Origin of the sequence: Halobacillus litoralis (genome assembly GCF_020524085.2) — a bacterium.
Classification (GTDB): Bacteria; Bacillota; Bacilli; order Bacillales; family Halobacillaceae; genus Halobacillus; species Halobacillus litoralis_E.
The window spans coordinates 3,112,432-3,127,442 of the sequence record NZ_CP129016.1 but is presented as its reverse complement, the minus strand read 5'-3'; the positions used below and the strand labels follow the sequence as shown (position 1 = coordinate 3,127,442).

The following is a 15,011-nucleotide window of genomic DNA, read 5'->3' as shown; positions in this document are numbered from 1 at the left end:
TTTAATTGAGTCCCGAGAGGCTCGAAAAGGTGTACTAGGGATGGGCTCGTTTGTCATGCGACGAGTCCAGCACCCCCAGACACCTGGGGGTGCTTTTTTTCTCCTTAGTCCCCGTTACATTACTTAAAGGAACGGAGAGATGTACATGACTGCTATTCGATCCAAGAGGAATTTACTTTCCATGAAACAGCTGAGCAATGAACAGATCTATCATCTTCTTTATTTAGCAGATCAATTGGAAGATCCAACAAACCTTCCCTCTTATTCTGGACATTTTGCTGCCAATCTATTTTTAGAACCGAGCACACGTACAAAGACGAGCTTTCACATAGCCGAAAGGAAGTTGGGTTTTGATGTCGTTGAGTTGGATGGAGTGGATTCCAGCTTAACGAAAGGGGAAAGCTTGTACGACACCTTAAAGACATTAGAGTCAATCGGCGTGGATTTAGCTGTCGTCCGGCAATCCGAAGTCGGTGGGCTTGCGGCATGTACCGAAAGATTGGATATGCCCCTGATCAATGCCGGGGACGGCTGTGGGGAGCACCCGACACAATCACTCCTGGACTTGTACACGATCCATGAACATTTTCATAGTTTCAGAGGATTGCATGTATGCATTGCGGGAGATTTGAAACACAGTCGTGTGGCGAGATCGAATGCCTACGCGCTGAGGCAGCTCGGGGCCCATGTATCTTTTGTCAGTAAACCCGAGTGGCAGGATCCTAGCTTGACACAGAAATACATCTCGATGGATGAAGCCGTGGAAACGTGTGATGTCCTGATGCTGCTTCGGATTCAACATGAGCGGCATACAAACCAAGGTGGAACAGGGAGTTATCTAGAAGAATATGGCCTGACCGTCGAAAGGGAGGCAAGGATGATGAACCAAAGCATCATCCTTCATCCAGCTCCGGTCAATCGCGGGGTGGAAATCGATGAGAGGCTTGTGGAATGTGAAAAATCAAAGATTTTCAGGCAAATGACGAATGGAGTGACGATGCGGATGGCCATCATCCACGCACTCATGAAAGGGGAGCTTTAAATGAAAAAGAAAATCATCAACGGTCAGGTGTTTACGGATCATCGCTTTGATTCATGCGAAATTCTCATCGAGGACGGTAGAATTGTTGAAATAGCTCCGGCTGTCGGAGAAGCGGATGAGGTCATTGATGCAAAAGAAGGCCTTGTTCTGCCGGGGTTGGTCGATGTCCATATCCATTTGCGTGAACCTGGAGACGAACAAAAAGAAACGATCCATACAGGGACAGCAGCTGCGGCACGTGGAGGATTCACAACTGTGTGTGCCATGCCGAACACAAAGCCTGTTCCTGATTCCGAAGAAAACATGGAAAATTTAATGGAGAAGATCAAGCGGGATGCATCCGTTCGAGTGCTGCCTTATGCTTCCATAACGACTCGCCAACTTGGAAGAGAGCTTGTTGACATGCCAACGCTCTCAAAAATGGGTGCCTTCGCCTTTACCGATGATGGAGTCGGTGTACAGACCGCAGGCATGATGTACGAAGCGATGAAGGAAGCGAGTCGACTGAACAAAGCCATTGTTGCTCACTGCGAAGATAATTCACTCGTGTACAAAGGTGTCGCTCACGATGGTGAGGTAAGCGAGAGGCTCGGCCTCCCTGGTATAGCGAATATTGCTGAATCCGTGCAAATCGCAAGAGACATCCTGCTCTCCGAAGCGACCGGATGCCATTATCACGTCTGTCACGTATCAACAAAGGAATCGGTGAGGGTCATTCGGGATGCGAAGAAGGCCGGAATTCACGTCACAGCGGAAGTGACGCCGCACCACTTGATTCTTAACGAAACAGACATTCCTGAAGACGATGCCTTTTTCAAAATGAACCCTCCGCTTCGTTCCAAAGAAGATCAGAAAGCGCTCGTCGAAGGGTTGATGGATGGGATTATCGATTTTATTGCGACCGATCATGCTCCACACACGGAGGAAGATAAAAAACAAGGTTTTCTGTACTCGCCGTTTGGAATTACAGGATTGGAAACCGCCTTTCCGCTCTTGTTCACTCACTTTTTAGAAAAGCATGGAATTCCGTTGGAGCGTCTCATTGAGTGGCTGACGAGGAAGCCGGCAGAGACCTTCGGAATCCCTTATGGAACATTAGAAAAAGGAGCGCCAGCGGATGTAACGATTGTGGACGTAAGCCGCGAGCGGATGATTGACCGTCACCGTTTTGCCTCTAAAGGGAAGAACACGCCGTTCCATGGCTGGAAGGCGAAAGGATGGCCGGAGCTAACAATGGTTGAAGGAAAAATTGTATGGGAGGGGAAAACGCATGAAACAACTCGTGCTTGAAGATGGGACCGTATTTGTAGGAGAAGGATTTGGAAGTGAACGGGAAACAATCGGTGAAGTCGTATTCAATACTGGGATGAGCGGCTATCAGGAAGTGATTTCTGACCCTTCCTACTATGGACAGCTGATCACATTTACTTATCCGCTCATCGGAAACTATGGTATCAATCGTGATGATTTTGAAACCGTCAATCCGGGAGTGTTCGGGGTCATTGTAAAAGAACACTGTGATTTTCCTTCCAATTTCCGTAATGAAGAAACGATCGATGAATTTCTTAAAGCTAAAAATATACCAGGCATCAGCGATATTGATACAAGAAAGCTGACGAAAATCATACGCCAGCATGGAACGATGAAGGCGATGATCACTTCATCCGATCGTCCGGTTTCTGAAGTCCTTCACATACTCGAAGCTACTCCGCTATTGAATGATCAAGTAAAACAAGTATCGACTGTGAAGCCTTATGTCGTTCCAGGACGTGGCGAGCGGATCGTCCTTGTTGATTATGGGATGAAACACGGCATTTTACGGGAATTTACGAAGCGCGATTGTCATGTGACCGTCGTTCCTTACCATACTTCATCAGAAGAGATCCTAAGACTAAAACCGGATGGCGTCATGCTCTCGAACGGTCCTGGAGATCCAAAAGATGTTCCGGAAGCGATTCAAACGATAAGGGAATTGATGTCTCAAGTACCTATATTCGGAATCTGTCTCGGGCACCAGTTGATTGCTCTTGCTTCTGGGGCAGACACTTCAAAAATGAAATTCGGCCACAGAGGAATCAACCAGCCTGTGAAAGATTTGGATACAGGAAGAACTTATATCACTTCACAGAACCATGGCTATTCCGTCAACCTTCATTCATTGGAACAGACAGAACTGTGCCTTTCTCAAGTTTCTTTGAATGACAACTCCGTGGAAGGATTGAAACACAAGAACCACCCGGTCTTCTCTGTGCAATACCACCCGGAGAGTTCACCAGGACCTGAAGATACTGCCCACTTATTCGATGAATTCTTGAAAATGATCGATCACCATCAGAAGACAACGAAGGAGGACTCCCCATGCCTAAGCGTACAGATCTAACTAAAATTCTCGTCATCGGATCCGGTCCGATTGTTATCGGCCAGGCGGCTGAATTCGATTATTCCGGAACCCAAGCCTGTCAATCTTTGAAAGAAGAAGGGTATGAAGTCATCCTTGCCAATTCCAATCCAGCAACGATCATGACCGACCATACCTTTGCCGATCAAGTCTACATGGAACCACTGACCCTTGAATTCCTGCAGAAAATCATTCGAAAAGAAACCCCGGATGCGATTCTTCCGACACTTGGAGGGCAGACGGGTTTGAATATGGCAGTGGAGTTGAGCGAATCTGGCATTCTAGAAGAATTTGATGTGGAACTGTTAGGGACGCCGCTCGATGCTATCCAACAAGCCGAAGACCGTGAGAAATTCCGTGCCTTGATGCATGAGATGAACCAGCCTGTACCTGAAAGTGAAATTGTCAGCACAGTAGAAGAAGCACTGGATTTTGCGGAGAAGATCGGCTTTCCGGTCATCGTCCGTCCGGCTTACACGATGGGCGGAGCCGGTGGAGGCATGTGTGACGATGCCGCTCAGTTGAAAGAGATTGCTAGAAGCGGATTGGCCGCTTCTCCAGTCAGCCAGTGTTTGATAGAAAAAAATATTGCCGGCTTCAAAGAAGTGGAGTATGAAGTGATGCGCGATGGTGCCGACAACAAAATCGTCGTTTGTAACATGGAAAACTTTGACCCTGTCGGTATTCATACCGGTGATTCCATCGTTGTCGCTCCTTCTCAGACACTCAGTGACCGGGAGTATCAAATGCTTAGAAATGCGTCTTTGGAAATCATCCAGGCTCTCCGGATAGAAGGCGGATGTAATGTGCAGCTTGCTCTTGATCCGAATAGTTTCCAATATTACATCATTGAAGTAAATCCGCGCGTCAGTCGTTCTTCTGCCCTTGCTTCAAAGGCGACCGGCTATCCGATTGCAAAATTAGCAGCTAAAATCGCGGTCGGAATGACGTTGGACGAAATCAAGAACCCGGTCACTGGTACAACCTATGCCTGCTTTGAACCAGCACTGGATTATGTCGTAACGAAAATCCCGCGCTGGCCGTTCGATAAATTCGCAAAAGGGAATCGTACCCTCGGGACTCAAATGAAAGCGACCGGTGAGGTGATGAGTATCGGGAGAAGCTTCGAAGAATCTCTTCTGAAAGGCATCCGTTCACTGGAAGGCGATACAGAAGAGCTTTACCTCTCTTATGCGGAACATTTGAAAGAAGAAGAGCTGACAAGAAGATTGAAAAAGGCGGATGATGAGCGGATATTTTTAATCGCAGAGGCGTTAAGGAGAGGCTATTCGATTGAAAGCCTGCATGATGTGACAGGTGGCATTGATTTATTCTTCCTTTATAAACTACAGCGGATCATCCAACTCGAAAAGCAAGTCGCAAAAGAAGAAATGGATGTTTCTCTACTACAAAAGGTGAAGAGAATAGGATTTTCTGATCAACAAATCGCACGGTTAACAGAACGTAAGGTAACAGAAGTGAGGGAATGGAGAAGAAGTCACGGCATCCGCCCTGTGTACAAAATGGTCGATACTTGTGCTGGGGAGTTTGAGTCGGAAACGCCTTATTTTTACAGCAGTTATGAGGATGAAAATGAAGCCATCCCGAGTGAAAATAAAAAAGTGCTCGTCATTGGTTCAGGTCCGATCCGGATCGGGCAAGGGGTCGAATTCGACTATGCGACCGTCCATTCTGTCCTGGCTCTAAAAGAAATGGGTTATGAAGCGATTATTATGAACAATAACCCGGAAACGGTTTCCACAGACTTTAGTGTTTCTGACAAGCTATATTTTGAACCGTTATCACTGGAAGATGTAATGAATGTCATCGATCTCGAACAGCCTGAAGGAGTCATCGTCCAGTTCGGTGGGCAGACAGCCATCAACCTCGTAGACGGATTGACCAGAGAAGGCGTCAAAATTTTAGGTACAACAATGGAGTCGATTGATAAAACAGAAGACAGAGATTTGTTCGAACAGCTGCTTAACGATTTGAACATCTCTAAACCAGGAGGAGAAAGTGTCACAAGCCCAGAGGGAGCTTTCCTTGCGGCTGATAAGATCGGCTATCCGCTTGTCGTCAGACCTTCCTATGTCCTAGGCGGACGCGCGATGGCGATTGTCTATTCAAATGAGGAACTATCTTCTTACTTGGAAACGAATGCAGCCGCGCACAATGACCACCCTATTTTGATCGACAAGTATATGACAGGAATGGAAATTGAAGTGGATGCGATCTCGGACGGTGGAGATGTTTTCATTCCATGAATCATGGAGCATATTGAACGCGCCGGGGTCCACTCAGGAGATTCCATGGCGGTTTATCCGACCCAGCGACTTACGAAGGAACTCGAACAACAGTGTATCGATGCGACAACGAAGATTGCCAGAGAACTGAATATGAAAGGGCTCATCAACATTCAGTTTGTCGTTTACAAAGGGACGGCCTACGTGCTTGAAGTGAATCCTAGAGCAAGCCGGACCGTTCCTTTCTTAAGTAAAATCACAGGTGTTCCAATGGCACGACTTGCGACGAAGGTTCTATTAGGAAAAACGTTGGCAGATGAAGGGTACACATCCGGAGTCGCGGCCAAGCCGAATGGCGTCTACGTCAAAGTGCCTGTGTTCTCCTTTGAAAAACTGAGAAGTGTCGATACGACGCTCGGGCCTGAGATGAAGTCGACCGGTGAAGTCATCGGGTATGATCAAACATTGGAAAAAGCCCTCTATAAGGGAATGACATCAGCAGGGTTGAAAATACCGACTCAAGGATCTGTGTTGCTGACCGTTGCAGACAAAGACAAATCAGAGATGTTGGACATTGCGAAGACATTCTTTGAGCTGGGCTTCCGATTGTTCGCTACAGAAGGTACAGCTTCCGTAATAGAAGAAGCGCAGATTCCGGTCGAAGCCGTAGGAAAAGTAGGATCCGATCAGCGCGACGTCATTGATCTGATTCAACAAGGAGAAGTACAATTCGTGGTCAATACACTCAACAAGGGCATGCGTGCAAGATCGGACGGATTCAGAATCCGTAGAGAAGCCGTGGAACATGGCCTCGCCTGCTTAACAAGCCTGGACACGGCAAAAACCATTGTTGAGGTCATCAATGCTATGTCCTTCTCGGCACGTGCGATCACACCGATGGAAGGGGTGTCAGGATGAAAAATGAAAGGATGACCATTCTTAGGCATGAAAAGGTTGCGAGAGATACGCACCTTCTCATGCTGCAGGGGGATTTGGTCCAGGACATCGCAGATCCGGGTCAATTCGTCCACGTCAAAATTGAAGGTTTCTACCTGCGTCGCCCGATATCCATTGCGGATTATGATTCGAAAAATGATACAGTGACTCTCATTTATAAAATCATGGGAGACGGGACAAAAGCTTTAACGCGTTCTCAGATTGGTGAGCGTGTGGATGTTCTCGGTCCTGGAGGTCAAGGCTTTCCGACAGCAAGAATCCATGGCGATCACGCCTTAATTATTGGTGGAGGGATCGGAGTGCCACCGCTTTACAGTGCAGCGAAGATACTGAAAGAAAACGGTGTGGCCGTCACGAGTATTCTTGGTTTCAGATCCAGGGAGGATGCCTTTTTACTGGATGAATTCAGGGCCCTTGGAAAAGTACACGTGACGACAGAAGATGGATCACTAGGAAGGAGCGGCCGAGTGACGGACGCTCTCCCTCATGTGAAAGAAAATTACCAGCATTACTTATCCTGTGGTCCGACGGTGATGCTGAAAGCAGTGGCTGATCATCTTCCAGACAAAGAAGGATATTTGTCCATGGAAGAGCGGATGGGTTGTGGAATCGGAGCATGCTTTGCCTGTGTCGTCGAATCTAAAGATGAAAAAGGATACAAGCGCATCTGTTGTGATGGTCCTGTATTCAAGGCCGGGGAGGTCGTCTTATCATGAATGTATCTGTGAATCTGCCGGGCTTGAATTTGAAAAATCCTGTCATGCCAGCTTCGGGTTGTTTTGCATTCGGGAAGGAATTCGCCCAATTTTATGATTTATCCAACCTCGGAGCCGTCATTATGAAAGCAGCTACGAAAGAACGCCGCTTTGGAAATGGCACGCCACGAGTTGCAGAAACCGCAAGCGGCATGCTGAATGCGATCGGACTGCAAAACCCTGGCGTGGAGAGCATCATCACAGACGAAATTCCTTTTTTGAAAAATTACCACCTTCCGATCATTGCGAATGTTGCTGGCAGTACAGTAGAAGAGTATGTGGAGGTTGCGGAAAAAATCTCCCCCCATGTAGATGCCATCGAATTGAACATTTCTTGTCCAAATGTCAAAGAGGGAGGGGTGCAGTTCGGTACCGATCCTGCCTTAGCGAAAGAAGTGACCCGTGATGTCGTTGAAGTAAGCAATATACCTGTATATGTAAAACTCTCCCCGAACGTGACTGACATTGTCGGTATGGCTCTTGCAGCAGAGGAAGCAGGTGCATCAGGTCTTTCAATGATCAATACGTTAACAGGAATGAGGATTGATCCTAAGACGCGCAAACCTGTCATTGCAAATGGAACAGGAGGTCTGTCCGGAGCAGCAATCAAACCGATCAGCATCCGGATGATCCATCAAGTCTATCAAGCTGTTACCATCCCGATCATAGGCATGGGCGGGATTGAATCAGCTGAAGATGTGTTGGAATACTTACTTGCAGGTGCGAGTGCAGTAGCGATTGGAAGTGCGAACTTCAAAAATCCGTTCATCTGTAAGGAGATCATTGAAGAATTGCCGGCTGTTCTTGCGCGCTACGGTTTTTCAAGCGTAAAGGAAGCGATTGGAGGTGCCCACCATGAAAAAGTTGAAACCCCTGTACTTCGCTCTTGACTTCCAAACAGGAACCGAGGCCTTGGATTTCATGGAGCGTAACCATCTTACGGGCATTCCGGTTAAAGTGGGCATGGAGCTTTTTTATAAAGAAGGCCCAGCCATCATCCATCAATTAAAGGAAAAAGGCCACGAAATTTTTCTCGATTTGAAACTGCATGATATTCCAGAAACGGTCCGCCGTGCGATGAGAAATCTTGCACGTATGGAAGTAGATGTCGTAAACGTCCATGCTCAAGGTGGGGAAGACATGATGAAAGCCGCTAAGATTGGCTTAGAAGAAGGAGCACAAGGTCAGGTGCCCGTCTTGTTAGCTGTCACGGTCCTTACCTCTTCAGACCAACAAATGCTGAGAGAACAGCTGCTGATCGACCATCCTTTAGCTGAAGTAGTCATGCATTATGGTATGCGGGCAGAGAAATGTGGCGTGGATGGTGTCGTGTGCTCAGTAGAAGAGGCCGAAATCATAAAGAAAAATACTGGGCTTGCCGCTTTAACACCATGAATCCGTCTCACTGGTGGTGAACATCATGACCAGAAACGTGTGGCTACACCTGAGAAGGCTCGGGTAAACGGAAGTGATGCAATGGTTGTGGGCAGAGCTATCCGAGACGCAGAAAACCCTGGGGAAATGTACAAAAAAATAAAGGAGGCCTTTCAACATGAGTCGATCAACCCTCATAGATGACCTGCTTCACATAGGAGCGGTAAAAATTGAAACCGATCACTTCTTCACATGGACATCCGGACTAAAGTCTCCGATTTATTGTGATAACCGTTTAACGATGTCTTATCCTAAAGTAAGAAAAAACATTGCAGAAGCATTTGCGAAAAAAATTGAGGCTCTCGGTCCCATTGATGTTATCGCAGGTTGTGCGACAGCAGGTATACCCCATGCGGCCTGGGTGGCGGATCTTCTGAACTTACCTATGGTTTATGTCCGGTCTTCAGCAAAAAAGCACGGAAAAGGAAATCAGATTGAAGGTCACATTGAACAAGGGCAGAAGGCGATCGTCATCGAGGATTTAATATCAACAGGAAAATCCTCAATAGAAGCTGCAGAGGCCCTCGAGAACGAAGGGGTGGAAGTGGTTGAAGTACTGTCGATTTTCACCTATAACCTTCAAACGGCTCAAGAGGCGTTCGCAGGTAAAAGCTATTCGTATCAATCCCTGGCAAGTTATGAAGAGCTTCTTCAGCAGTTACTTACTGAAAATAAAATCGAAAAAGAGCAGGAACAACTGTTGATGACGTGGAGACAGGATCCTTATGTTTTTACGAACTCTTAACGTATAGAGGAGTTGCTATTTCTTCAGTCTCCTAGTACGATGAAGTCATCAAAACGTATTGGTGATGTAAATGAAATCTAATAAACATTCTTTCTTCATACTCATGAATGCTTCGCTCGGCTTATTGACCTGTTTTGTCTATTTATATACGTGGGTGGCATTCGCATTTATGGAGTCCATGTGGTCTTTGGAACCATTATTGAGCTTATTCGCTTCCCTCACTTTATTCATTCTGTGGAATGTTTACATGCTGAAGCGTGAAAGTAGAAGGTACTGGGCACAGGCGATTTTTTCTTACCTAGCATCAATAGCAGTATTCGCATATTTCCTAACCTAAAACCACGATCCAATCGTGGTTTTTTTAATCCAATGGCATCATGCCTATGCATACTCTATTCAAGTAAAGCTCCAGTTTATTGAAGACTCAGTTTCGAGACAATTGAGTGGTTCGAGGGGCTCCGGGAAAAGGTTCGCTTTCCATGGGGCGGGCGGTGAGCCTCCTCAGGCTACGCCTTCCGGGGTCTCACCTGTCCCACACGTCCCATAGGAGTCTCACCGTTTCCCTCCGCCCCTTTACCATGGAAGATTCTCGAACCCACTACTGGAAAAAGAAGTTTTCAAGCATGATGGAAGTGTAGGCGTTAAACTTTTACCCTTTGTGTAATTGGATTCTGAAGGCTTGTTAAAGAAGGCTTTATGCTCATAAAAGCGGGAAAGGGAAAGGCATTCCCTTTGAGCAAAGGGGGGCGTTTCTCCGTTATATCAAATGGGGTGGTCGGGAAGATGCGAGACTCCCGCGGAAATGGATTGGCTGGCGAGACCCCGCAGTGCGTAGCACGAGGAGGCTTGCCGTCATCCCCGCAGGAAAGCGAGTAGCTTCCTGACCACCCCTAACGCCCAATAAGGCAACGTCCCCCCGAAAACAACTCGAAATCAAGTCTTCCACAATCCTGCCATTATCTTAAAAAGTTTATATTATATAAAGATAGTAGGATAAACGCTTAAGAAAGGCTGCTTTATCTTTGACAGATGGGGGAGTGCACTCTATAATTTATCTTTATCTATCCTGTCGTTACTCTTACGAATAAAGGAATAGGGTTGTGCGAACTTATAGAAAAAAGTGATACATATTTGATAATGGGATCGATCCACTACATAAAAAAACAGAAGAGAGGAGGAATTGTTCTATGTATGAAATAGGAAGACAATCGTATTGGTTCAAGAGAATGCTGGCTTCAGATCCATGAAATAAACGGTTGCAGCAGGCAGGGAAAGCCACGCTCAGTGTGATCTCGGCTGTTTTCACTACTTTACTGGTCTTGAACCTGCTCGGGCAACAGCCGCTTCTTCCTGCTATCATTTCAGGTGTATGCGGGCTGCTGGGGATCATGGCGGTGATGGATGATACGAAAAAGGAAAAGCAGGGGACGACACTTTTGCTTCCCTTTTCCGCAATCAGCGGAGTGACGCTTGGGTCTTTACTATCCTGGAGTGCCGTTCTCGTATCCATGTTCATGATCTTGATCATCTTTTGCAGCTTTTATTTTTCTAAATTCGGTAGTCGTTATTTTTCTTTAGGTATGATTGGATTTATAACCGTCTACTTTTCTTCCTTTTTAAAACTTCCTCCCGAACAATTCCCTTGGTTTTACGGTGCGATTTGTATCGGCATCACCTACGCATTCTTATATAATTTCATCATTTTCAGAGATACGGCTCAACAGCTTAAGCGTAGTCTCCAATCTTTTCATAGGCAGGCGAACCTGACCTTTGAATTGTTAGCAGATGTCGTTAAGGATCCTGAAACGAATCAGATTCGTTCAAAAAAACTAACGGAGAATGTGAAAAAGTTGAGAGACTATGCCAATCATGTTTCCACGGACTTGAATGCACAGAATATTAGAGAAGTCTGGCCGGGAGTCCGTACGGAACAATTACGATTATATGTGTTCGATACGGCTATGTTTGTCATGACCCTTTCGGATAGTTTGGAAAAATTGAAAGAAAGTGGAGCACTGGAGACAGAAGAACTCCGTTCCATTCTCTTTCAACTCATTCAGACGTTGCAAAAGGCAGAAGTACTTAAAATGGAAAAGGAAGAGAGGCACCTTTCTGAAGCCGAACGAGTAGTCATCGCTTTGAGAAAGATGATCGACCAAAGGTTTGGTGAACATGAAACGAGGCCGGAAGGGTGGCTGTATCTGCTCCGGCGTATCGAGGCGATTGCTACGCATGTGACGGAAGGAGCCCTCGCCATTAGATATAGTGGCGGAGACCATCCAGGTGATCAATCGTTCGTAGAAGAAGTAGTACAAGATGAGGAAGATAAAGAGAAGGGGATGGAGCCTTCAACAAAAAAAGCGATACAATCGGTGATTGCCGGAACAATCGCTGTGATTGTCGGCCATTTGATTTCTCCTATCCAACCCTATTGGGTATTGTTAACGACGTTTATCGTCCAATTGGGGACCCCGACCGTTGGGCGCACCTATTTGAAAGGTCTGGAAAGATCGATCGGGACGGTTGCAGGGGCCATTATAGGTTTCATTTTGGCAAAATCTGTGTCAGGACAATCAGAACTGGAAGTCGGTCTCATCTTTGCAGTCATCTTTTTTGCTTTCTATATGCTTCCCGTTTCCTACACCGTTATGAGTATGTTTATCACGATGCTCATCGCCTTCATGTACGACCTCATTTTGGGCGGAATCAGTTATTCATTGCTTGTTGGACGGGTGGTCGACACGATTGCTGGAGCTGGTATTGCACTAGCGGCCGCTGCCTTCATTTTTCCTACACGGACGCTGGATAAAATGAAGGAGCAGCTGGTGGAGTACTTAGAGAGTCTAGAGGATTATATCTTGTCATACATTCGAAAGTTCCGCCGTTCAGAAAGCATGAAGGGGCTGGCGGATCTCGCTTTTCAAATGGATGAAAAGATTCAGCTGCTTGAAGAGGATGCAAAACCTGCACTGCAAAGACCTGGAGCTAATAAATACTCAGGTATACCCCGGCTGCTGATGTCGTTTACGGCTATTAATTATTATGCGAAACAGTTAGTGGCTTCTACGTATCAAAAGGATTTTCATCATTCAGAAGAAATTACACAGGCCCTCAAACGTACGGAGAAGGTGTACAAGCACAACATTCGCACAATCATGGCAGTCTTGACTGGCGAGGTCATAAGCGGGCAATTATTTAGGCTTCAACATGAGCGGGAAATGATTGAACGGTTTGCACCAGGACATAAGGAAGAGCAGGGAGATATTGTCCACCACTTGTTTTATATTTGGAAAATCAATCAAGCTTTGCTTGCTGTTGGAGAAAGGATGGGGCTTGATACAGTAGAACGGATGGAAGATTAAAAGCAGCACGTGTGAAATGTCACACGTGCTGCTTTGCATTTATCTTTTACGATCGTAAGGATTTTCTCCAGCTTTGGAGATCGTAATACGTTCTTCTCCAGAAGCTGGTTGAACAGCATCTCTGCTCTTTTTCGGATTGCGTTTCGATTTTGAATTCTTCGGCATAACAGCAACCTCCTTAATCGTATTCAGTTGCCTTTGTATTATTTGTTATCCGGGCCTGTAGTATGTGAAAATCCCTGTGCCATTTATAGGCACAGGGATCATGTCAGTCTTTTTTCTTTAACTTTTTAATGAAAGTTGAATCAGGTGTCACGAACAATGTCTGTTGCTGATCATAAGTGACGAACCCGGGTTTCGCTCCTGACGGCTTCTTCACATGCCGGATACGCGTGTAGTCTACTGGAACGGAGGAGGACTTGCTGGATTTACTGAAATTCGCAGCAAGCTGGGCGGCTTCAAACAACGTATCTTCGCTCGGATCTTCGTCTCGAATGACGACATGGGAGCCGGGAATATCTTTAGCATGTAGCCAAATATCCATTTTGTTTGCCATTCGGTTGGTTAAATATTCGTTTTGCTTGTTGTTTCGACCTACATAAATCAAGGTCCCATCCGTCGACTCAAAACTTTCCGGTTTCGGTTTCTGGGGTTTGTTCTTACGGTTCCCTTTTGCAGCCGGCTTTTTCTTTAAGTACCCTTGTTCACGCAGTTCTTCTCGAATTTCTTCGATGTCTTCTTCCCTAGCCGATTCTACTTGTTGAAGGAGACGGTCGAAATAAAGAATTTCATCTTCTGCTTTTTGAATTTCTTTTTGCACGACTTCTTTGGATTTCTTCAGTTTCGTGTACGTTTGAAAATAGCTTTGTGCATTTTCACTCGGTGTTTTATTAGGATTGAGTTCAATCGTCATTTCTGATTGATCGGGATCGTAGTAGTCAACGACCGTCACCGATTCGTCTCCTGTTTTGACCATATGCATATGAGCAGTCAACAGTTCGCCGAGCTTCTGGTATTCTTCGGCTGACTCCGATTTTTTCAGCGTTGTTTCGTGTTTTTTAATTTTTCGTTTGTTTTTATCCCGTTCATTTTTCAAGAAACGGTGCAAATCGCCTGCCTGTTGCTTAACACGGTCACGCTCTGCTTTCCCTGAATAGTAATCATCCAGCATCGCACTGACGCTTTCGAATTTTTCCACACCATCTGAAAAGGCATGTAATGGAATGACATAGAACTGCTCTTTTTCTGTCCGATGGATTTGTGGCTCATACGCGTGATTCAGGATAATTTCTCGAATCTCCCGGTAAGCTTCTTTTACGGCTTGTGCCCCGCCGAGTCCAGCGCGATGCACTATTTCCTTCGTCACCATAGGTGAAAAACCCATCACCACATTCAAAATTTGTTTATCCATTTTGCCTGAGTTGAAGTCCAATTTCCTGATGAAATCTTCTGGTTCAAGGTCAACAGGGTTGATTTTTCCTTGTTCTGGTGGGAGTTTATAAGGCTGTCCAGGCATAATCGTTCGGTGCCGGTTTTGGGAAGGGGGTAAATGTTTGATGCTGTCGAGCATATGTCCTTCTTCTTCATCCACAAGCAGGATGTTGGAGTGTTTCCCCATCACTTCAATAATGAGCGTTTTCATTGTTTCATCCCCGACTTCGTTGCGGGTTCGGATATGGAACTTTACAATCCTTTCCATGTCTACCTGTTCAATACGTTCAATAAAACCACCGACCAAATGCTTCCTGAGAAGCATGCACAGCATAGGTGGTTCTTTAGGGTTATGATATTGATCATCCGTCAAATGGAAGCGAGCATAGCTCGGGTGTGCGGACAACAATAGCGTATGTTTTTTTCGATTGGAACGGATCGTAAATACGAGCTCCGTTTCGGTTGGCTGATAAATTTTCATAATACGCCCGGTCTGGATCGTTTCATTCAATTCGTTCGTGATCGCCCGGGTTACAATTCCGTCAAAAGACATCGTCTTCACCTCTCTACTGTTAGAAGTATAGCATGAGTAAAGCTCGTTATTCTAAGATTTTTCATCACGTAAAGCCAAACATTCGCAA

At 45.9% G+C, this 15,011-nt stretch carries 9 protein-coding genes and 2 pseudogenes; 9 read left to right on the top strand and 2 right to left on the bottom strand.

Annotated features, from left to right (window positions below; genetic code table 11):
* The first annotated feature begins 145 nt into the window (after positions 1-145).
* The 9 genes and pseudogenes from LC065_RS15980 to LC065_RS15940 all read left to right on the top strand — a co-directional run bounded on the left by LC065_RS15980 (position 146) and on the right by LC065_RS15940 (position 12,939).
* Positions 146-1,042: an aspartate carbamoyltransferase catalytic subunit gene (locus tag LC065_RS15980; protein ID WP_226589217.1), complete on the top strand. Its 897-nt coding sequence runs from the start codon at positions 146-148 to the stop codon at positions 1,040-1,042.
* On the top strand, positions 1,043-2,332 hold the full coding sequence (locus tag LC065_RS15975) for a dihydroorotase (RefSeq protein WP_226589218.1): 1,290 nt from the start codon (positions 1,043-1,045) through the stop codon (positions 2,330-2,332).
* Positions 2,313-3,422 (top strand): carbamoyl phosphate synthase small subunit, encoded by a 1,110-nt coding sequence (locus LC065_RS15970; protein ID WP_226589220.1) that lies wholly within the window; start codon positions 2,313-2,315, stop codon positions 3,420-3,422. Before LC065_RS15975 ends, LC065_RS15970 begins: the two co-directional genes overlap by 20 nt.
* Positions 3,401-6,604, top strand: a pseudogene (gene carB / locus LC065_RS15965) (carbamoyl-phosphate synthase large subunit). Before LC065_RS15970 ends, carB begins: the two are co-directional and overlap by 22 nt.
* Positions 6,601-7,359, top strand: coding sequence for a dihydroorotate dehydrogenase electron transfer subunit (locus tag LC065_RS15960; protein WP_226589224.1), 759 nt, complete (start codon positions 6,601-6,603; stop codon positions 7,357-7,359). Before carB ends, LC065_RS15960 begins: the two are co-directional and overlap by 4 nt.
* Positions 7,356-8,288 carry a dihydroorotate dehydrogenase gene (locus LC065_RS15955; protein WP_226589227.1) on the top strand — a complete coding sequence of 311 codons (933 nt, stop codon included), beginning with the start codon at positions 7,356-7,358 and terminating at the stop codon, positions 8,286-8,288. The genes LC065_RS15960 and LC065_RS15955 overlap by 4 nt, the downstream gene beginning before the upstream one ends.
* Positions 8,254-8,976, top strand: a pseudogene (pyrF, locus tag LC065_RS15950) (orotidine-5'-phosphate decarboxylase). Before LC065_RS15955 ends, pyrF begins: the two are co-directional and overlap by 35 nt.
* Complete coding sequence (pyrE, locus tag LC065_RS15945) at positions 8,951-9,577, top strand: orotate phosphoribosyltransferase (protein WP_226589233.1); 627 nt, start codon at positions 8,951-8,953, stop codon at positions 9,575-9,577. Before pyrF ends, pyrE begins: the two are co-directional and overlap by 26 nt.
* 1,256 nt (positions 9,578-10,833) lie before the next feature.
* Positions 10,834-12,939: an FUSC family protein gene (locus LC065_RS15940; RefSeq protein ID WP_306163552.1), complete on the top strand. Its 2,106-nt coding sequence runs from the start codon at positions 10,834-10,836 to the stop codon at positions 12,937-12,939.
* Between the two features lie 39 nt (positions 12,940-12,978).
* Here the strand turns inward: LC065_RS15940 and LC065_RS15935 are convergent, their stop codons facing one another.
* Both LC065_RS15935 and LC065_RS15930 read right to left on the bottom strand, forming a co-directional pair.
* Entirely contained in the window at positions 12,979-13,104 is a 126-nt protein-coding gene (locus LC065_RS15935) for a hypothetical protein (RefSeq protein WP_264187688.1), read from the bottom strand.
* A 103-nt stretch (positions 13,105-13,207) separates the two neighbouring features.
* Positions 13,208-14,923 carry an Rqc2 family fibronectin-binding protein gene (locus LC065_RS15930; RefSeq protein ID WP_226589237.1) on the bottom strand — a complete coding sequence of 572 codons (1,716 nt, stop codon included), beginning with the start codon at positions 14,921-14,923 and terminating at the stop codon, positions 13,208-13,210.
* Between the last annotated feature and the right edge of the window lie 88 nt (positions 14,924-15,011).